At 66.6% G+C, this 20041-nt stretch carries 13 protein-coding genes; 5 read left to right on the forward strand and 8 right to left on the reverse strand.

Features of this window, described 5'->3' with window-relative positions:
• Positions 1 to 389 precede the first annotated feature (389 nt).
• The 3 genes from AC5YGJ_RS05105 to mtnC all read left to right on the forward strand — a co-directional run bounded on the left by AC5YGJ_RS05105 (position 390) and on the right by mtnC (position 2386).
• Positions 390 to 1031 carry a methylthioribulose 1-phosphate dehydratase gene (locus AC5YGJ_RS05105; protein WP_496185953.1) on the forward strand — a complete coding sequence of 214 codons (642 nt, stop codon included), beginning with the start codon at positions 390 to 392 and terminating at the stop codon, positions 1029 to 1031.
• Positions 1032 to 1129: 98 nt separating this feature from the next.
• Positions 1130 to 1687, forward strand: coding sequence for a 1,2-dihydroxy-3-keto-5-methylthiopentene dioxygenase (locus AC5YGJ_RS05110; protein WP_249844155.1), 558 nt, complete (start codon positions 1130 to 1132; stop codon positions 1685 to 1687).
• A 3-nt stretch (positions 1688 to 1690) separates the two neighbouring features.
• Positions 1691 to 2386, forward strand: coding sequence for an acireductone synthase (gene mtnC / locus AC5YGJ_RS05115; protein ID WP_496185954.1), 696 nt, complete (start codon positions 1691 to 1693; stop codon positions 2384 to 2386).
• A 56-nt stretch (positions 2387 to 2442) separates the two neighbouring features.
• On the opposite strand, the gene AC5YGJ_RS05120 is transcribed toward mtnC, so the two are convergent.
• From AC5YGJ_RS05120 to AC5YGJ_RS05145, 6 genes are all read right to left on the reverse strand, one after another.
• Positions 2443 to 5061: a beta-mannosidase gene (locus tag AC5YGJ_RS05120; RefSeq protein ID WP_496185955.1), complete on the reverse strand. Its 2619-nt coding sequence runs from the start codon at positions 5059 to 5061 to the stop codon at positions 2443 to 2445.
• Between the two features lie 89 nt (positions 5062 to 5150).
• A complete protein-coding gene (locus tag AC5YGJ_RS05125; protein ID WP_309336768.1) occupies positions 5151 to 6377 on the reverse strand; it encodes an AGE family epimerase/isomerase in 1227 nt (408 codons plus the stop codon).
• Positions 6374 to 7369: a carbohydrate kinase family protein gene (locus AC5YGJ_RS05130; RefSeq protein WP_249844159.1), complete on the reverse strand. Its 996-nt coding sequence runs from the start codon at positions 7367 to 7369 to the stop codon at positions 6374 to 6376. The genes AC5YGJ_RS05125 and AC5YGJ_RS05130 overlap by 4 nt, the downstream gene beginning before the upstream one ends.
• A 7-nt stretch (positions 7370 to 7376) precedes the next feature.
• Positions 7377 to 8690, reverse strand: a complete 1314-nt coding sequence (fucP, locus tag AC5YGJ_RS05135; RefSeq protein WP_249844160.1) for an L-fucose:H+ symporter permease — start codon at positions 8688 to 8690, stop codon at positions 7377 to 7379.
• A gap of 60 nt (positions 8691 to 8750) precedes the next feature.
• A complete protein-coding gene (locus tag AC5YGJ_RS05140; protein WP_107232423.1) occupies positions 8751 to 9800 on the reverse strand; it encodes a LacI family DNA-binding transcriptional regulator in 1050 nt (349 codons plus the stop codon).
• Positions 9801 to 9896: 96 nt separating this feature from the next.
• Entirely contained in the window at positions 9897 to 12362 is a 2466-nt protein-coding gene (locus AC5YGJ_RS05145; protein WP_496185956.1) for a GH92 family glycosyl hydrolase, read from the reverse strand.
• Between the two features lie 1078 nt (positions 12363 to 13440).
• Here AC5YGJ_RS05145 and AC5YGJ_RS05150 point away from each other — a divergent pair.
• Entirely contained in the window at positions 13441 to 16518 is a 3078-nt protein-coding gene (locus AC5YGJ_RS05150) for a TonB-dependent receptor (protein ID WP_107232421.1), read from the forward strand.
• A 219-nt stretch (positions 16519 to 16737) separates the two neighbouring features.
• On the forward strand, positions 16738 to 16932 hold the full coding sequence (locus AC5YGJ_RS05155; RefSeq protein ID WP_496185957.1) for a heavy-metal-associated domain-containing protein: 195 nt from the start codon (positions 16738 to 16740) through the stop codon (positions 16930 to 16932).
• A gap of 78 nt (positions 16933 to 17010) precedes the next feature.
• Here AC5YGJ_RS05155 and cueR read toward each other — a convergent pair whose 3' ends face one another.
• Both cueR and AC5YGJ_RS05165 read right to left on the reverse strand, forming a co-directional pair.
• The gene (gene cueR, locus AC5YGJ_RS05160; protein WP_249844164.1) at positions 17011 to 17466 is read right to left on the reverse strand and encodes a Cu(I)-responsive transcriptional regulator; all 456 of its coding nucleotides are present in this window, start codon (positions 17464 to 17466) and stop codon (positions 17011 to 17013) included.
• Between the two features lie 11 nt (positions 17467 to 17477).
• The gene (locus AC5YGJ_RS05165; RefSeq protein WP_496185958.1) at positions 17478 to 19970 is read right to left on the reverse strand and encodes a heavy metal translocating P-type ATPase; all 2493 of its coding nucleotides are present in this window, start codon (positions 19968 to 19970) and stop codon (positions 17478 to 17480) included.
• Positions 19971 to 20041: the final 71 nt, after the last annotated feature.

Below are 20041 nucleotides of genomic sequence, written 5' to 3' on the forward strand. Positions count from 1 at the left end.
GCGTACCCATGCCTCCCCACCCCTGACAGTCTCCCGGCGCGTTCGGTAGATCCACGCCATGCGTGGATGAATTCATCTGGGAAATGAATCTTCTCCGGTCGATGAATCCTCTGTAGAGCCGAGCCATGCTCGGCTCCGAGCAAGCGCAGCGCCGCAACCCGCTTCTGCCTTTCCTTCTTCACTCCGTGGCTGGCGCGCACGGAACCTGTCCGTGGCCGGGCGGGTGGGCTGTGCAGGGGTGTCCGCGGCATGGATGCCGCGGCCAAGCCCCCAAGGACGGGTTTACGGCGTCCCCTGCACAGCCCACCCGCCCGGCCAAAGAGAGATCCAGCCCCACCGCCCAGCCACGAGGGGCTCAGCCGTTGGCCGAATCCAGTAAAATCACCCGCATGAACGCCACCACCTTCCCCTACGACACCGCCCGCTTGGGCGAACTGGCCCAGCTGCTGATCGACAACGTCCGCGAGCTGGCCCACGCCGGCTGGACCCCGGCCACCAGCAGCAACTTCTCCCACCGCCTGGACGACCGCCACGCCGCGATCACCGTGTCCGGCAAGGACAAGGGCCGGTTGATCGAGGACGACATCATGGTGGTGGACTTCGACGGCCAGGCCGTCGGCCGCCCGCTGCGCCCGTCCGCCGAAACCCTGCTGCACACCCAGCTGTACCGCCGCTTCCCCGAAGTGGGCTGCGTGCTGCACACCCATTCGCCGGTGCAGACCATCGCCTCGCGCCTGTACGCGCCGCAAGGCCATGTGCACCTGGAAGGCTACGAGCTGCTGAAAGCGTTCGCCGGCAACAGCACCCATGAGATGGCCGTGGATGTGCCGGTGTTCGCCAACACCCAGGACATGAACGTGCTCTCGGCGCAGGTCGACGACCTGCTCGATCGGCAGAACCTGTGGGGCTACCTGATCGATGGCCACGGCCTGTACGCCTGGGGCCGTGACATGGCCGAGGCGCGCCGCCACCTGGAGGCCTTCGAGTTCCTGTTCCACTGCGAGCTGGAGCTGCGCAGGCTGCGCGGCTGAACCCGCGCGCAGGTGCAGGTGCAGATGCCGATCCGGAATCTGCACCCTGCCCCTACCCTGCTACCCTGTCTTCCCCCCGAGACGTTCAAGCTGCCGCCATGAGCCGACTGCGCATCTACGACGACACCCGCCCCGAATCGCCACTGCTGGACACCCAGGACGGCGCGCTCATCGCTGCCGAGCTGAAGCAGATCGGCGTCACCTTTGAACGCTGGCAGGCCACTGCCCCGGTCGCGCCGGGCGCCAGCCAGGAGGAAGTGTTCGCCGCCTACCGCGCCGACATCGACCGCCTGGTGGCCGAGAACGGCTTCAAGAGCGTGGATGTGGCCTCGATCGCGCCGGACAACCCGAACCGCGCCGAGCTGCGCAAGAAGTTCCTCGACGAACACTTCCACAAGGAAGACGAGGTGCGCTTCTTCGTCGCCGGCTCCGGCCTGTTCACCCTGCACGTGGAAGACAAGGTGTACGAGATCGAGTGCGTGAAGGATGACCTGATCGCCGTGCCCGATGGCACCACCCACTGGTTCGACATGGGCGATGAGCCCAGCTTCGTGGCGATCCGCTTCTTCACCGAGCCGGATGGCTGGGTCGGCCATTTCACCGGCACCGACATCGCGCAGAAGTTCCCCCGTTACGTCCCTACCCAGGCATCCTGATCCATGCAGCCCCGCGTCATCCTGACCGATATCGAAGGCACCACCAGCAGCATCTCGTTCGTCAAGAACGTGCTGTTCCCCTATGCGCGCCAGGCGCTGCCCGGCTTCGTTGCCGAACATGGCCAGGACCCGGACGTGCGCCGCTGGCTGGACGCGGTGGCCAGCGAGATCGGCGGCGCCTGCCAGGACAGCCTGGTGGTCGAGACGCTGCAGGGCTGGATCGACCAGGACCGCAAGCACACCGCACTGAAGGCGCTGCAAGGCCGGATCTGGGACGGCGGCTACCGTCGCGGCGACTACACTGCACACTTCTATCCGGAAGTGGCGGCGGTACTGAAGGGCTGGCACGCCTCGGGCCTGCCGCTGTACGTGTACTCCTCCGGTTCGGTGCCGGCGCAGAAGCTGTTCTTCGGCTTCAGCGATGCCGGCGACCTCAGCCCGCTGGTGTCGGGCTGGTTCGATACCGAAGTGGGCGGCAAGCGTGAGGCGGACAGCTATCGCCGTATCGTGCAGGCCATCGGCGTACCGGCTGGCGAGATCCTGTTCCTGTCGGATGTGGTGGAAGAACTGGACGCCGCCCGCGAAGCCGGCCTGCAGACCCGCCTGATCGACCGCCTGGACGATTACCCGCTGCCGCGCACCGGCCAGGCGACCAACGGCCACGATCGCGTCGAGAACTTCCAGCAGATCCAGCTGTAACAATGAGGAGGATGCCAACCTTGGTTGGCATCTACCAGAGCAGGATGTTCCAGCCCTCAACGGTCGTTGAGGGTCTTCACCTTCAGCGCGTCGCGCAGGGTGGTCAGGTCCACCGGGCCGCGTACCGCGATGTCGCGGGTTTCGCCCGGCAGCAGGTCCAGCAGGTTGTCTTCAAGCGTCACGTCCAACGCGCCGAAGTCGATCCACGCCGCGCGCACATAGGCCGCACTCTGCAGCCGCAGGCGATAGTGATCGCCGTCGATGGCGAGAGTCGCCTTCAATTTCTGCCGTGGCAACACCTGATCCTTGGCTTCAGCGAAGCCGACCACCTGCCGCGCGCTCACTTTGCCGTCCTGCAGCAGCTCGAACACCGCCACCGTGCGCTTCGGGTCGGCGCCGGCCAGCAGTTCCGCATCGGTGAAATCACCGATCGAGGTCACCCCTGCTGCGGCCAGGCTCACCGCTTGCTCGCGACGACGCAGCACCTTGCCGTCCATGTCCATCACTCGCAGCCGCCAGCGCGCATCCCGTGCAGCACCGTCATTGAGCAGTCGCACCCGGGTACGGCCTTCGTCACGCAGTGCCGCCACCGTCACCGGCGCGAAGAAGCGGCGTGCGGCGTAGTGCAGCGCCTTCCAGCGACCGAAATAATCCACGCTGGACCATGAGGCGCCCGGCCAGACGTCGTTGAGCTGCCAGTACAACGAGCCCATCGTGTACGGCCGCGAGGCGCGGTGATGCAACGCGGCCAGCGCGATGCCATCGGCCTGCATCACCTGGCTGAGGTAGACGAAGTCCTCGAAGTCCTTCGGCGTGCCGTAGCCCAGTTCGATGTAGTGCAGCAGGCGGCTGTTGCCTTCGCCGGCCATGAACTTCTGGTGTGCGCGGATCACCGGGCTGTCGATGCGCTGCTCGGCACGGGTCGCGATCTGGTCCACCGTCGCCACCGACGGCCACGCCTGCAACCCGTACTCGGACATGAAACGCGGGGTCTCGCGCAGATAGGCCTGCACCGGCAACGCCGGATTGCCCCACACCTGCCAGTAGTGCTTGTCGCCGCGGGTGGAGTCGTTGGCCTTCTCGTCCAGATCGTTGCTGGGCGAACTGGACCAGTACGGTACGCCCAGCGCTTCCTCGCCGACCACCTGGCGCAGATCATTGCCGAACAGATCGACATAACCCTGCCAGACCTTGGCCGCGAACGCCGGATCGGCCGCCTTCAGGTCGCGGCCATGGCCCCAATCCTTCCAGGCGGTTTCTTCTTCATTGTTGCCACACCACAACACGATACTGGGGTGATGGCGCAGGCGGCGCACGTTGTCGCGGGCCTCGGCGACCACACTGGCGCGGAACGCCGGATCGTAACCGGGCTGCATGCCGCCGCCGAACATGAAGTCCTGCCAGACCAGCAGGCCAAGTTCATCGGCGATATCGAAGAAGGCATCGTCTTCGTAGTAGCCGCCGCCCCAGTTGCGCAGCATGTTCATGTTGGCATCGCGCGCCGCCACCAGCACCTGGCGCAGGCGCGCGGCATCCACGCGTGCGGGGAAGGCGTCGAACGGAATCACGTTGGCGCCCTTGGCAAAGACCGGCACACCGTTGATGACAAAAGCGAAGCCCTGCCCACCCTTGCCATCCTCCTCGCGGCGCAGCTCAACCGTGCGCAGGCCGATGCGCTGCTCGCGCACCAGCGTTGCATCGGCGCCACCGTCCAGGCGTGCCTGCACGGTGTAGCGATCCTGTGCGCCGTGGCCCACCGGCCACCAGCGTTTCGGTTCTGCCAATTCAACCGGCAGTTCCACACTGTTCTGGCCGGGCTTCAGCAGCACCGTGCGCTGCACCTGGGCAACGCTGCGCCCCTGCGGATCGCGCACGTCGACATTGACGACCGCAGAACCGGCGGCGCTGCCCTGCTCCACCTGCAGCAGCACCGTCAGCTTCGCCTGCCGGGCATCCAGCGCGTCGGTGCGTACCGCCACATCGTTCAGCCGATGCGCATCCCAGGCCTGCAGGTCGACCCCGCGCCAGACACCGGCGGTGACGTAGCGCGGGCCCCAGTCCCAGCCGAAGTGATAGGCCGGCTTGCGCGCGAAGTTGCCGACCATCGCGTCCTTCGGCTCATCGCCATAGGGCGAGGGATAGTTGCCGGCAATCCTGTGCGGCATTGCCTGCACGCCTGGCAGCAGGGTGCGGATCGGCGACCGGAACACGATCCGCAGTTCGTTGCCCTTCGCGCGCAGACGGCCTTCCACATGGGCACGCCAGGTACGGTGCGCATTGTCTGCGCGCAGCAGTGGCTTGCCGTTGAGGCTGACCTCGGCATAGGTATCCAGCCCGTCGAAGCGCAGTTCGGCGTTGGGTTTGGCCAGGGTTGCAGCATCCACGTCGAAGCGGGCCCGGTACTCCCAATCGGCCAGCCCGATCCACTGCAGCTCGCTCTCCGGCGCACCGACATAGGGGTCGCGGATCAACGCATGCGCCAGCAGGTCGGTATGCACACTGCCCGGCACCGTGGCGCCACGCCACTGCTGCAGGCCGGGATGGGCGGCGCCCTGTGCGTCACCCGGCAGCATGCGGAACTCCCATTGCGCCTGCAGTGGGGCCGCCAACGCAGGGAAAGCAGAGGCTGCGATCAGCAGCAGGAGCAGACGGACAACGAGGGAAGGACGATGCACGCACAGCTCCTGTTCTTCCGCCGGGCGTGGCCCGGCGCTATCTGCAGATCCGATTCACGTAGCGCCGGGCCATGCCCGGCCTACCCACCTCAACGCACCACGTTCAGCACTTCGTAGCACGCACCCATGGTGTGGTAATCCACCTTGCCGGCTGGGCTCTTCTCGTCACTGTACTTGCGGTTGTCAGCATCCAGGATGCGGAACCAGGCGCCGTACTGGTGGTCGACGAAGTGCTCCCAGGAGTATGCCCAGATGCGCTCGTACCACTGCCAGTAGCGCTCCTCGCCGGTGCGCTGGGCCATCAGCGCGGCCGTGGCCAGCGTCTCGGCCTGCACCCAGAAGTACTTGTCATCGTCGCAGACGAAACTGTCGCCGCCGATCGGGGCACCGTCCATGCCCGGCTGCCGGCGCGATTCCGGTGCGAAACCGTAGTACAGGCCACCGCGCGCCTCGTCCCAGCTGCGCGCCACGGCCACATCGAACAGGTGCTGCGCGGTCGGCACCAGCCAATCGGCCTGCACATGGCGATCGAGGATCAGCAGCAGCTTGGCCCATTCGGTCTGATGGCCCGGTTGGAAACCCCACGGGCGGAACAGATGCTTGGGATCGTCCAGGTTGTAGTCCCAGTCGATCTCCCAGTTCACGTCATAGTGCTCCCAGACCAGACCACCGGCCTTGGCCGCCTGGCGGCGGGTCATGTTGTCGGCCAGCTGCAGCGCGCGCTCGACATAGCGCTGCTCGCCGCTGGCCTCGAACGCGGCCAGCATCGCCTCGCACATGTGCATGTTGGCGTTCTGGCCACGATAGCCGGTGAAGTTCCACTGGCCATCGGCTTCGTCCTTGTACAGGCCGTGCTGCGGCTCCCAGAAGCGCGCCTCCAGCAGCTGCCAGGTCTCGTCCATCCAGCCGCGGGCCTGCTCGACACCGGCCTTCAGCGCACAACTGTAGGCCAGCAGCACGAACGCCACGCCATAGCAGTGGTTCATGTCGTCCTCGACCTTGCCGTCGCGCAGGGTCCAGGCATAGCCACCGGTGGCCGGATTGCGATGCACCTCGCGCAGGTAGCGCACGCCGTGCTCGACCGCGTCGCGGTATTCGGCGTTGCCGAACTCCCGGTAGGCCATCGCATAGTTGAAGACAAAACGCGTACTGCTCACCAGATGGCGGTGGCTGGCGTCGTAGATGCTGCCGTCATCACGGAAGTAGTGGAAGAAGCCGCCGTTCGGATCGATGCAGCGCGGATGGTAGAACGCCATCGTGTCGGCGATATGCGCGCGCAGGAAGGCGGGCGAACGGAAATCGGGCGAGGTGCTCATGCGGTAATGTCCTGGGCCTGCAGCAGCTGCTGCACTTCATCGAGCGAGGGCATCGCGGCGAACGCGCCCTTGCGGGTAACCGCCAGTGCGCCGACCGCAGCACCGAAGCGGAGCGTGGCAGTAATCGCCTGCGGGTCCTGGCAGAACGCAGCGAAACCAGCGCCGGCCCCACCCCGCTCCAGCAAGCCGACCAGCACGCCACCGACAAAGGCATCGCCGGCGGCGGTGGTATCGACCGTGGCCACACGGAAGCTGGTGACCGTGCCGTGGTCGTCGCGGGTATACCAGCGCAGCGTGGCCGCACCGTCGGTGACGATCACCCAGCGTGCCTGCGCGGCCAGCAGGCGCCGCAGCACCAGCCGCTCACCGTCATCGCCGAGCGGCGAGGCAAGGTAGTCCAGCTCCTCGCGCGACAGCTTGACCAGGTCGGCCCGTTCCAGCGCCTGCCACAGGCGCGGCGTCGGATCTTCGCTGGCCGGCCACAGCGCCGGGCGCAGGTTGAGATCGAGGCTGACCACCGCGCCGGCGGCGCGGGCACGCTCCATGCCGGCGAAGGTCGCCTCGGCAATGGACGGCTCGGTCAGGCTGTTGGAGCAGACGTGGAAACACTGCGCGCTGTCGAAGCAGGCGGCCTGGAAATCGCGGTCACGGAACAGCAGATCGGCCGCCGGTGGGCGGTAGAAGCTGAAACTCCGTTCGCCGGTAGCGTCCAGCGCCACGAACGCCAGCGCGGTCTTGGCCGCGTCGGTACGCACGATGTAGTCGGTGCCGACGCCATGCTCGACCAGGCTGTCGGCGAGGAAGTCACCGAACATGTCGCGGCCGAGCATGCCGACGAACTGGGTCTTTGCACCCAGCCTCGCGGCCGCCACGGCGACGTTGGCCGGCGCACCGCCGGCGTACTGCAGGAACGCGCGCGGCGTATCGGCCGAGGCCGGCGGCTGCGCTAGTAGATCGATCAAAATTTCGCCGAAGCAAACGATGGAACCCATTCCGGACTCAGCCTCCCTGCGTTGCGGAAGCCGGCGTACGCGCGCCGACCAGTCCGTAGAAGATGATGTAGCCGTAGCACAGCAGCGGCAGGATGAAGCTGGCCTGCACACCGATATGGTCGGCCAGCACGCCCTGCAGGTACGGCACCACGGCGCCGCCGACGATGGCCATGATCAGCAGGCTGGAGCCTTTGTTGGTCAGCGGCCCCAGGCGCTCGATGCTCAGCGCGAAGATGGTCGGGAACATGATCGAGTTGAACAGGCCGATCGCCACCACCGAGTACAGCGCGAGGTGACCGGAACTCATCATGGTCGTGACCAGCAGGGCCACATTGACCAGCGCGAAGATCGCCAGCAGGCGGCTGGGCGAGAAGCGGGCCAGCAGCGCCGAGCCGGCGAAGCGGCCGATCATCGCCATGGTCCAGTAGGCCGACACATAGTGCGTGGCTTCCTGCTCGCTGAAGCCGCCGATGGTGGGCATCGACAGGTAGTTGACCAGGAAGCTGCCGATCGACACCTCGGCGCCGACGTAGAAGAAGATGCCCAGCACGCCCAGCAGCAGGTGGCGCTTGCGCAGCGCATCCAGATAGCTGTGGTGGTGGCCCTGGTCGGCCTGTTCGGTGGCATCACTCAATGCCGGCAGGCGGAACAGGAACACGAACAGCGCCAGCAGCACCAGCGCCACCGCCAGGCCAACATAGGGGCCCTGCACGGCCTGCGCCTCGGCGGCACGGTAGGCCAGCTGCTCGGCGGCCGGCATCGCGGCGAGATCATCGGCACTCTTGACCGTGTTGGACAGGATCAGCATGCCGCCGAAGATCGGTGCAATGGCCGTACCCAGCGAGTTCAGGGCCTGCGCCAGGGTCAGGCGGCTGGAGCTGGTCTGCTCCGGGCCCAGCAGCGCGACGTAGGGATTGGCAGCAACCTGCAGCACGGTAATGCCGGTGGCCAGCACGAACAGGGCGCCGAGGAAGGCACCGTACACGCGCAGCTCGGCCGCTGGCCAGAAGCCCAGCGCGCCGATGCCGGCGATCACCAGGCCGGCCACGATGCCCTTCTTGTAACCCAGCGCGGCGACCAACCGGCCTGCGGGCAGCGACATCAGGAAGTAGGTGCCGAAGAAGGTGAACTGCACCAGCATCGCCTTGGCGTAGTTCAGCTCGAACACCGCCTTCAGGTGCGGGATCAGGATGTCATTGAGGCAGGTCAGGAAGCCCCACATGAAGAAGATCGTGGTGACCACGGCCAGCGCCTTGCCGTTGGTGACGGCAGGTGCGTTGCCCGAAGAACCCGATGGACGGGGCGTTGCGGAGATCGGCATGCGGTACGCGCCTCGATGCGCGGAAGGTCGTTGTTGCGTGGAAGGGGTGTATGAAAGGGATCAGTTCGGTCGTGCGGCGCTGCTTTCACGGATGCGCAGCTGTACCGGCGCGACCGTGCGCCGTGGCGGCGCATCCGGTTCGTCCAGCCGCTGCAGCAGCAGCGCCGCCGCCTGCCGGCCGCGTTCGCGCGGGTCGGCGGTCAGCGTGGTCAAGGGCGGAACGGCCACCGCCGCCTCGGAAATATCATCGAAACCGGTCACCGCGAAATCACCGCCGGGACGGATGCCGCGCGAGTTCAGGCCCAGCATCAGGCCCAGCGCGACGGTGTCGTTGTAGCAGACCGCCGCACTCGGGCGATGGCCATCGGCAAACAGTTCATCGGTACGCGCGGCAGCCTCCAGCCGGTTCGGCGCCGACTCGATCATCCAGCCCGGCGGCAGGGACAGGCCAGCCTCGGCCAGCGCCTGCTGGAAACCGGCGCGGCGCTGGTGGCACGAGCTCGATGCCGCATGGCCGCCGAAGAAGGCGATCTGGCGATGGCCACGCTCGATCAGGTGGCGCGTGGCCAGGTAGGCACCGTGCTGGTTGTCCAGGGTCAGGAAGTCCCAGTCGGCGCCGTCCAGTTCGCGGTTGAACAGCAGCACGTTGGCATTGGCGCCCAGTGCCTGGCGCAGCTGCGTGGTATCGCTGCCCTCGGCCGGCGACAGGATCAGGCCGGCCGGGGTGTGCTCCATCAATGTGGACAGCACCGCCTGCTGCCGCTCCGGCGATTCGCCAGTGCTGCCCAGCAGGGTCACGTAACCACGCCCGCCCAGCGCCTCGTCCACACCCGAAGCGAATTCGGCGAAGAACGGGTTGGACAGATCGTTGATCACCAGCGCGATGCTCGACGAGGTGCGCCGGCGCAGGTTGGCCGCCGCGCGGTTGTAGACATACCGCTGGCGACGCAGCTCGGCCTCGACCTTGGCCCGGGTGTCGACGTTGACCAGCGGGCTGCCGCGCAGCACCAGCGACACGGTGGCCCGTGACACGCCGATGGCACGCGCGATGTCGGTCACCGTCACCGCCTTGCCGGCGCGCTTGCTGGAACTGCTGCCGTTGTCGTTCATCGTCTTCCCGGACTCCGCTGGAGGCTCAAGCCTAATGGATCACGGCCATGTCGTGCGGTGCCGTTCGCTGGGTCACCGCGAACGGCACAGTCCGGCTCAGCGCAATGCGCTGCCCGGTGCCGCGCACCAGGACACCGGCAGGTCCTTCACGGCGGTGCCCCAGCCCTGCTGCGGTGCCTTGGCGTCCAGGCTGAAGTGCAGGCGCGGACCCTGCTGCAGGCGGCTCCAGTCCAGCCAAACCGGTGCATGTGCCTGGCCATCGACCTGCACGCCCTGCACGTACTGCAGGCGGCGGCCGTCGGCACCCGGCGCGTCGATGCGCAGGGTGCGGCCATTGCCCATGTCCACTTCCACCTTGGCAAAGCGCGGGGTGTGCAGCAGGAACTGGCCACTGCCGGGCACCGCCGGGTAGACACCGATGGCGCTGAACAGATACCAGGCCGACATCGTGCCGAGGTCATCGTTGCCGGTCACGCCGTTGGGGGCATTGGTGAACAGCTGCTGCGCGGCACGCACCACCGCCGCCGTCTTCCACGGCTGGCCGATCAGCGTGTACAGCCACGGAGAGTGCAGATCCGGCTCGTTGTTCGGGTTGTAGCGGAACTGGTTGTAGTAGCTGTACGGCCCGACCACCCACTCCTTGCGCGCGGCGTTGAGCGGATCGGCCTGCAGCGCGTCCATCGCGAAGAACGCGTCGAGGCGGCGGCCGGCCTGTTCGCGGCCATCCATCGCTTCCACCAGGCCCGGAACGTCCTGCTGCGCCAGCCACTGGTACTGCCACGCGGTGCCCTCATGGAAGCCGTGGTGCGAACGCGGGCTGTAGTGGCCATCGGACGGGGTGTACCACTGGCCATCTTCGGTACGCGGGCGCGGGAAGCCGGTGAAGCCGGTCTCGGCATCGCGCACCTGCGGGTCCCACACATTGCGCCAGTTGCGGCCGCGTTCACGCAGCGTCGCCGCGTCCTGCGCATGACCGAGGCCATCGGCCATCTGCGAGAGCGCACAGTCGGCCAGCGCATATTCCAGCGTCGCCGAGCCGCCGTGGTGCGGATCGACGTCCATGCCCTTGGACGGGAACGCGCGGTCATAGACCACATAGCCCTTGTCCAGGTAGGTCGGGTTGCCGGAACGGCCTGCCATGCGCGAGTTCAGCGGCGGCGTGCCGAAAGCGTTGCGGCGCAGTGCATCCCAGGCCTGCGATTCGCGGCCCTTGAGCGCGCCGAAGCGCCACAGGTCGACCATGAACGGGGTGACCGGATCGCCGGTCATGATATTGGTCTCGAAGTTGGCATAGCCCCAGCGCGGCAGCCAGCCGCCCTGTTCGTCGATCGCCAGCAGCGTGCGGCCGATGTCGCGCGCCACGTCCGGGCGGGTCAGCGCCAGCCACTGGTTCTGCGCACGGTAGGTATCCCACAGCGAGAAGTACTCGTAGTAGGTCCAGCCATCGGCACGATGGATGCCATCGTCATAGCCACGGTAGCGGCCGTCGGCATCGTTGCCGGTCATCGGCTGCAGCAGCGCGTGGTAGACCGCGCTGTAGAACACGGCGCGGTCGTCAGCGCTGCCGCCCTGCACGCGCACCCGGCCCAGCTGCTCGCGCCAGGACTGCTGGGAAAGCGCGCGCATGCGGTCGAAACCCAGCAGCGCCCCACCCTGCATGCCCTCGGCGCGCAGGTTGGTGCGCGCGCCTTCGGCGTCCACGTGCGAGATCGCACTGACCGCCGTCACCGACTGCCCCTTGGCCAGATCGAAACTGAGCCAGGCGCCATTCGGCTTCTGCTCGCCTTCCATGCTGTGGCGCGCACCGGGCAGGCCACCGCCCTCGCCCCAGGTGCCGTGCGCCTTGAACGGGCGGTCGAACTCGATGCGGAACCAGGTCGTGTACTGGTGCCCACCACAGAAACTCTTGGTGACCAGCTTGCCTTCCACCACGCGGTCACCGACCACGTCGACCACACTGCCGATCACCGAATGGCGCTCGTTGGCCTGGCCGACATTGACCAGCACGTGGCCGTCGCCGCTGCGCTGGCTGAAGGTGTAGCGCTCGGCGGCGGCGCGGGTACGCGCGGTCGCCTCGGCGTCGATGCCGCCGTAGCTGGTCAACCGCACCTTGTAGTAGCCGGCCTGTCCGATTTCGCCGTCATGGGTATAGGACGCGGCGTAGGCCTTGTGATCGAACTGCTTGGGGTTGCCGGTATCGAAATCGCCGCCCGGGCCGATGCTGCCCGTCACCGGCAGTACCGACACCTGGCCGCCCTGTTCCCAGCAACCGGCACCGGAAATGAACGAATGGCCGAAACCGCGGATCTTCTCGTCGTCGTAGCGCCAGCCCGAGTAATGGCTGCCGATCGGGCTGACCTGGATCAGGCCGAACGGCGCCGATGCGCCCGGGAAGGTGTTGCCATCGTCCTTGCTGCCGATGAAGGTATTGACCTCGCGCTCCAGCGCCACCGGTGCCGCCTGCAGCAGCATCGGCATGGCCGACAGGGCGAGCAGGCAGGCCAGGCGCGCCAGCGGGCGCTCGGACAAGGGGACGGCGGGAGCGGACGGCACTGGACGCATGTCGGGTTCCTGTAGTCGATGACGCGAAGGCAGACGATCGGGGCCGTCCGGCACCGTTCCGCTGAACCTTGCCCGCATCGGCAGATGGCTCCCCCTGGAATGACGCCCGACCCACGCGACCGTGGATTTAGATCGATTCAAGTAGAGCATGCAGGTTCAGCCGAATGCATTCTGCGGCGCAGCATGAGATGGGGGTGTTCGGCAGGGCTGCGCCCTGCACCTGCTCCGAGCTGGAGCAACAGCAACAGCAGAAGCAACAGCAGAAGCCGGTTTCATGTGGGGAGCCGGGGTGGGTCCGGTAGCGGGGGACGCCGTAAACCCGTCCCTGGGGGCTTGGCCGCGGCATCCATGCCGCGGACACCCCCGCAACCGGACCCACCCCGCCTTCGACAGATTCTCGCGATCTGCAACGGATCCACGCCATGCTTGGCCGAATCTCTGACAGATAACGAAATCAATCGGGGTCAGACCCGTTTTCCAACGGAAAATGGATCTGACCCCAGGCCGTTACCCCCTGCCGTCCCCAGGCCCCATCCAACCGTCACCGGGAAACTGACGAAGGCGGGGCGGTGTGGGCTGGCAGGACCGTTGGCGCCATGGATGGCGCCATCGAGCCCCCATGGACGGGTTTACGGCGTGTCCTGCCAGCCCACACCGCCCCGCCAAGCCACAGACAACCCAGAGCCGCTTTGGCTTTGGCATTGGCTTTGGCTGTTGCCGGCCAGCGGCCGGCACTACCCGCAGGTGCAGGGCGCCGCCCTGCCGACCCACCCTCCCCTGCGCACGAAAACGTTTCCACTGTTTTCAGCAAACCGTCACAGCATTGCCACGCCAGTACCATATTGCGCAGCAGCATGCGCCCACGGGCGACCCATGCTAAAAATCGCCCGCCCATCGCTTAGATCGATCCAAGACGACATTGCGATGGCCGGGAGTTGGGGAAGCGGAAACAGGACGTACCAGGCCACGCGCACGGTGCCACTGCCACTGCATGGCGACAGCGACAATGTCACTTCAAATTAGATCGATTCAAGTTGTCCGTGCCACGTCACCGGATCAATCCAGGAGAGAGGGAGAGATGGGAATGAAGCATTCAACACGTACGCATGGCCAGGACGCATTGTCGTTGGCCATCGCGCTGGCCCTGGCTGCCGCCGTTCTGCCGGCTGGCGCCGCCGCGCAGCAGGCCGCCAGCACCGGCACGCAGGACGCCACCACCCTGGACAGTGTCCAGGTCACCGGCTACCGCTACGCCATCGAGAAGAGCCTCGAGCAGAAGCGCGACGCCAACGCCGTGGTCGAAGTGATCACCGCCGAAGACGTCGGCAAGTTCCCCGACAAGAATGTCGCCGATGCGCTGCAGCGCGTCCCCGGCGTGGTCATCACCCGTAGTGGCGGTGAAGGCAAAAGCGTCAGCGTGCGCGGCCTGGCACCGGACCTGACCCTGACCCAGTTGAACGGCAACTACGTTGCTACTTCGGAAACCAACGACGAAGCCACGCGTTCGTTCAACTACACCCTGCTGCCGTCCAACATGCTGTCCAGCGCCGAGCTGTTCAAGTCGCCGGAAGCGCGCATCGATGAAGGCGGCATCGGCGGCACGGTCATCCTGCACACCCGACGCCCGCTGGACATGGAATCCAACTCGGGCTTCGTCACGCTCGAGGGCACCTCCTCCGACACCCATCACGATATCGATCCGCAGGCGTCGGCGCTGTACTCATGGCACAGCCAGGACGAACGCTTCGGCGTGCTGGTGGGCGTGACCCAGCAGAAGCGCACCACCCGGACCATGGAGGCCAGCACCGAGGATTACCAGTGGTATGGCGCCGGCAAGGCGCGTGATGCCTACGGCAATACGCAGGCACAGGATGGCATCCACTACTGGTGGGGCCGCTCCGGCTTCAACAACCAGTCCGGCCAGAACTACACCGACTTCTTCATGCCCACCTCGGTGAATTTCGCGGTGAAGGAAGAGAAGCGCGAGCGCAAGGGCGGCCAGCTGACCTTCCAGTTCAAGCCGGTCGACAACCTCACCCTGACCGCGAACTACTTCCGCTTCGAGCTTCAGGGTGACTACACCCAGAACATGCTGAAAATTCCCGAATGGAGCATGGCCCGCTTCAACGGCGACGGCAACTGGGCCGGCGGCCGCCTGCTCAACGGCCTGGACTTCGATCCCAGTGGCAGCATCGTCACCGGTGGCCAGTTCGAGAAGCTGGCCGGTAAAACCTATTACTGCAGCGAGGACGAGGCCAAGGCCGCCGGTCTTGCACCCGGCGGCTGGGGCCCGGACGACTGCACCGTTCCCACCCCGCAGCTGACCGGTGGCTACAGCAAGGAAAAGGCACTCTCGCAGACCGCCGACCTGAGCATCGACTGGGATATCAGCCCGCTGTGGAAGGCTTCGTTCACCGGTGGCCGCACCTGGTCCGAAGGTGGCCCGTCGATGAACTTCCGCATGTCGGCCAAGCCGCGCCGCAAGGACGGCAACGTCTACCTGCCCGGCAATCTGTACAGCGCGTGGGATCTGACCGGCACCCCGTCTGCGACCTTCTCGCCGGACCTGCAGCAGCAGCTGATGAACGGCATCGCCGAAGTCGATACCGGCTCCACCGATTCGTCGTGGAAGCGCACCGAGGTCAAGCAGAACTACTTCCAGGCCGATGTGACCAAGCTGTTCGAGTCCGGCTGGCTGGATTCGATCCAGTTCGGCGCCAAGTACCGTGACGGCAAGGTCCACCGCAACACCGGCAATACGTACTGGGTGTGCCCGGGCCGCGACCCGGCCGACTATGACAACAGCCGCTACCAGAGCGGCTGCGACCCGACCGCCGGCAACGCGCAGCCGGGCTTCTTCCTGTCCAACCCGATCAGCAACATTGCCGGCGGCTTCAACGCCAATGTATTCCCGGGCATCAACTACCCGGCCTACATCGACTACCTGAACCAGACCTACGGCGGTTCGCACAACCGGACCGAGGAAGACTTCGTCTACAACGTCAACGAGAAGATCTACTCCGGCTACTTCCAGGCCAACTTCCGTACCGAGCGCCTGCGCGGCAATGTCGGCGTGCGCGTGGTGCGTACCAAGCAGTTCGCCCAGTCCTCCGACTCGATCGAGAAGTTCAACGACTACTTCCTGGACAACGCCTCCGGCGCGCCGATGGCGTGCACCGATCCGGCCGCGGCGGCCTATCCGACCTACAGCTGCGAAAGTGGCTTCGTGCGCCTTCCGCATGATCTGGCGCAGAGCAAGACCTACGACCTGATCGGCGTGGACCGCACCTACACCGATGTGCTGCCGAGCTTCAACATCGCCTGGGACATCACCGATACGCTGGTCCTGCGTGGCGCGGCGTCCAAGGTCATCGCCCGCCCCGGCTACACCGACATCGCCGCGCCCGGTGCACTGAGCTACTACAGCCAGGAGTACGTCAATGATCGCCGCGTGGCGGGCGGTGCATCGACCGCCGGCTGGGTCGGCCAGGGCAGCAACAAGCAGCTGGAGCCGTTCAAGGCCACCCAGTTCGACCTGGGCCTGGAGTGGTACTTCCAGCCCGGTGCCGTTGCCGGCGTCGGCCTGTTCCGCAAGAACGTGGACAACTTCACCCTGCCGGTGGTGCGTGACACGCCGATGGTCATCGGTGGCGAGGCGGTGACCGTGCAGCGCTACGAGACCCAGGCCAACGGCCGTGATGGCGTTTCCCAGGGCGTGGAGCTGTACGGCCAGTACACCTTCGATTTTGGCGTGGGCGTGCAGGCCAACTACACCTACAACGACACCAACCTGGCATCGATCGTGCTGGATGGCCAGGAGATCGGCTCCTCGCCGCTGGTCGGCAGTGCCAAGAACCAGGCCAACGTGACCGTCTTCTACGAGAACGAGAAGTTCCTCGCACGCGCTTCGTTCAACCGGCGTGGCCAGGTGGTGGGCGGGCTCAACAACGGCCTGACCGTCTACACCGAGCCCTACGATCAGCTGGATCTGAACGTTGCCTACAACCTGACCCCGGACTGGACGCTGACCGCCTCGGTGATCAACGCCACCAAGTCCGAACAGCGCGTGCACCTGGGCAGTGACAGCAAGGCCCGCCTCATCTCCAACACCTATGCAGGCCGCCAGCTGTACTTCGGCGCCACCTGGAAGTTCTGACGTCGCACCGGGTGGCCCGGGCCTGACCCGGTGCTGCCCCGCCCCGCCGCGCGCGGGGTCATTCCTCCACGGCAGCCACGCTGGTACAGGTGGCTGCCGTTTTTGTTGGAAGGGGTGACGCGTTGGCGGCGCTGGCCTGGCGTTCAGCCCCGCGCTTGACCCTGCCATCGTTGGAAGGTGCACACTGGATCCCTCTCAAGAGCAGCGACGGAGCGACAGATGGAATTCCATGTTGACGGCATGACCTGCGGCGGCTGCGCGCGCAGCGTGACCCGTGCGATCCAGCAGATTGATCCGGACGCCCGCGTGGAGGCCGACCCGCCGACCGGGCGGGTCAAGGTGCAGACCACCGCCTCGCAGGAGCAGGTGTTCGCCGCGGTGAACGACGCAGGCTTCCCGCTGCGCACCGCCTGATCCGCAGCCTCGCGTCGACGACCAGGCCCGCCCGGTGCAATCACACCCGGCGGGCTTTTTCATATGCGCGACAGCGTCTCAGTGCTTGTGCGCGCGCCGCCGCACCGCGCCGGTCTTCGGTGCATCCACCGGCAGCTGCATTTCTTCATCCTTACCCAGCCGCTCCAGGATCGGGCATTCCGGACGTTCGTCGCCTGCGCAGCAGCTGATCAGGGACTTCAGCGTGTCGGCCATCTGCCGCATGCTTTCGATGCGTTGTTCCAGGTCGACGATGTGCTGTTCGGCCAGGCGCTTGACGTCGGCACTGTGCCGCGAGGTGTCGTTCCAGAGGCCGAGCAGATCGGTGATCTCGGCCACCTGGAAGCCCAGATCGCGTGCGCGGCGGATGAAGCGCAGGCGGTGGATGTCCGCCTGCGAGTACGCCCGGTAGCCCGACTCGGTGCGATCGGCCGCGGGAATCAGGCCGATCTGTTCGTAGTAGCGGATCATCTTCGCCGAGACATTGGAGGCCTTGGCGGCTTCACCGATGTTCATGCAGGTCTCCTTCAACGGGTCGCAGCAGGCGCATCCGCCATCGGCGGCTGGAAGCGGCGCAGGCGCAGCGCGTTGCCCAGCACGAACACGCTGGACAGGGCCATCGCACCGGCCGCGAACACCGGCGACAGCAGCACGCCCCAGACCGGGTACAGCACGCCGGCCGCCACCGGAATCAACGCGGTGTTGTAGGCAAAGGCCCAGAACAGGTTCTGCCGGATGTTGCCCAGCGTCGCCTTCGACAGCGCGATGGCATTGGGCACGCCCTGCAGGCTGCCCGACATCAGCACCACATCGGCCGATTCCACCGCGATATCGGTACCGGTGCCGATGGCCAGTCCGACATCGGCCTCGGCCAGTGCTGGCGCATCGTTGATGCCGTCGCCGACGAAGGCGACGTGCCCATGTACCGCCTTCAGTCGACGTATCGCCTCGACCTTGCCTGCCGGCAGCACCTCGGCGACCACCTCATCGATGGCGAGCTGACGCGCGATCGCCTGCGCGGTGCCCGCATTGTCACCGGTGATCATCGCCACCTTCAGGCCCAGCTGGTGCAGCGCCGCGATGGCTGCGGGCGTGCTCGGCTTGATCGGATCGGAGACCGCGATGATCGCCGCCAGGCGCCTGTCGATGGCGGCATACAGCGGCGACTTGCCCTGCGTTCCGAGCTGGCTGGCTTGCGCAGCAAAGGGCGTGATGTCCACGCCCAGCTCGCGCATGAAGCGATCGGCGCCAACCTCCACCCGCGTGCCCCCCACTCCGGCACGAACACCCATGCCGGTGACCGATTCGAAATCGACCATCGCCGGCAGCGCGATGCCCTGCGCAGTGGCGGCATCCACAACCGCGCGGGCAATCGGATGCTCCGAGCGCGACTCCACTGCCGCCACCGCTGCCAGTACCGTGCTGCGATCAAAGCCGTCGGCGATCTCCAGGTCGGTCAGCCGCGGACGGCCTTCGGTCAGGGTGCCGGTCTTGTCCACCGCCACCACCTGCGCGTCCTTCAGCAGCTGCAAGGCCTCGCCCTTGCGGAACAGCACGCCCATTTCCGCGCCGCGGCCGGTGCCGACCATGATCGAGGTCGGCGTGGCCAGCCCCATCGCGCACGGGCAGGCAATGATCAGCACCGCCACCGCGTTGACCAGGGCAAAGCTGAGCGCCGGCGACGGACCGACCACCCACCAGACCAGGAAGGTCGCCAGCGCGGCCAGCATCACCGCCGGCACGAACCAGAGCGTCACCTTGTCGACCACGGCCTGGATCGGCAGTTTCGAGCCCTGCGCCTGTTCGACCATCCGGATGATCTGCGCCAGCAGGGTCTGCCCGCCGACCGCCGTCGCGCGCACGGTCAATGCGCCGGTCTGGTTGATCGTGCCTCCCACCGCGTTGCTGCCGGGCTGCTTCTCGACTGGAACCGGCTCGCCACTGATCATCGATTCGTCGATGTAGCTGCGGCCTTCGATCACCTCGCCATCCACCGGCACCCGCTCGCCCGGGCGCACCTCCACCACGTCACCGGCCAGCACCTGGCCGACCGGAATATCGACCGCGCGCCCGTCACGGATGACATGGGCGACTTTCGCCTGCAGCTTGACCAGGCGCTTGATCGCCTCCGAGGTCCGGCCCTTGGCACGCGCTTCGAGGAAGCGCCCCAGCAGGATCAGGGCGACGATCACCGCCGCCGCTTCGTAGTAGACGTTCACCGTGCCCGGCGGCAGCAGCCACGGAAGGAAGGTGGCCACCACCGAGTAGCCGAAGGCTGCGGCGGTGCCTACCGCCACCAGCGAGTTCATGTCCGGTGCCAGCCGCAGCAGTGCCGGGAAGCCCTTCAGGTAGAAGCGGCGGCCCGGGATCGCCAGCACCAGGGTGGTCAGCACGAACTGCAGGTACCAGCTGGCCTGCAGGCCGATCGTGGACATCACCCAGTGATGCATGCCGGGAACCAGGTGTGAGCCCATCTCCAGCACGAACACCGGCAGTGCCAGCGCGGTGGCCACGATCAGGTCGCGCTTGAGTTCGGCGCGCTCGACGTCCTTCCTTTCGGCCGCTTCATCCTCGGCGGCCGCGCCGTCCTCGATCACACGTGCGTCATAGCCGGCCTTGTCGATGGCCGCAATCAGCGCAGCCGCATCGGCCACGCCACGCACGGTGGCACGTTCGGTGGCCAGGTTCACGCTGGCCTGGCTGACGCCGGGAACCGCCAGCAGCGCGCGCTCGACACGGCCCACGCAGGAGGCACAGGTCATGCCTTCCACGGCCAGTTCGGTGGTGGCGGCCGGTACGTCATAGCCCACCCGCTCCACGGCCTGGATCAGCGCTGCGCGATCAACCGGGCCAGAGAGGCGGATGTCCGCACGCTCGGTGGCCAGGTTCACCGCTACGCTGCCCACGCCCTCCACCTTTGACAGCGCCGCTTCGACGCGGCCCACGCAGCTGGCACAGGTCATGCCCTCGATGGGCAGGCTGATCGCAGCGGGGACGGCAGTGGCGCGAGGCGTACTCATGATCGGATTCCCGGGCTTGCTTGTGGATGCGCACAGGCTAAACCTTGCCATCGTGGGAAGGTCAAATCCAG

This window comes from Stenotrophomonas sp. CS3K5 (genome assembly GCF_059515225.1).

Bases quoted from the DNA above. Each gene is read 5' to 3' on its own strand.
- AC5YGJ_RS05145 (WP_496185956.1), bottom strand. From the start codon at position 12,362: ATGCGTCCAGTGCCGTCCGCTCCCGCCGTCCCCTTGTCCGAGCGCCCG.
- AC5YGJ_RS05165 (WP_496185958.1), bottom strand. From the start codon at position 19,970: ATGAGTACGCCTCGCGCCACTGCCGTCCCCGCTGCGATCAGCCTGCCC.
- fucP (WP_249844160.1), bottom strand. From the start codon at position 8,690: ATGCCGATCTCCGCAACGCCCCGTCCATCGGGTTCTTCGGGCAACGCA.
- mtnC (WP_496185954.1), top strand. From the start codon at position 1,691: ATGCAGCCCCGCGTCATCCTGACCGATATCGAAGGCACCACCAGCAGC.
- AC5YGJ_RS05155 (WP_496185957.1), top strand. From the start codon at position 16,738: ATGGAATTCCATGTTGACGGCATGACCTGCGGCGGCTGCGCGCGCAGC.
- AC5YGJ_RS05105 (WP_496185953.1), top strand. From the start codon at position 390: ATGAACGCCACCACCTTCCCCTACGACACCGCCCGCTTGGGCGAACTG.
- cueR (WP_249844164.1), bottom strand. From the start codon at position 17,466: ATGAACATCGGTGAAGCCGCCAAGGCCTCCAATGTCTCGGCGAAGATG.
- AC5YGJ_RS05150 (WP_107232421.1), top strand. From the start codon at position 13,441: ATGGGAATGAAGCATTCAACACGTACGCATGGCCAGGACGCATTGTCG.
- AC5YGJ_RS05125 (WP_309336768.1), bottom strand. From the start codon at position 6,377: ATGAGCACCTCGCCCGATTTCCGTTCGCCCGCCTTCCTGCGCGCGCAT.
- AC5YGJ_RS05140 (WP_107232423.1), bottom strand. From the start codon at position 9,800: ATGAACGACAACGGCAGCAGTTCCAGCAAGCGCGCCGGCAAGGCGGTG.
- AC5YGJ_RS05110 (WP_249844155.1), top strand. From the start codon at position 1,130: ATGAGCCGACTGCGCATCTACGACGACACCCGCCCCGAATCGCCACTG.
- AC5YGJ_RS05130 (WP_249844159.1), bottom strand. From the start codon at position 7,369: ATGGGTTCCATCGTTTGCTTCGGCGAAATTTTGATCGATCTACTAGCG.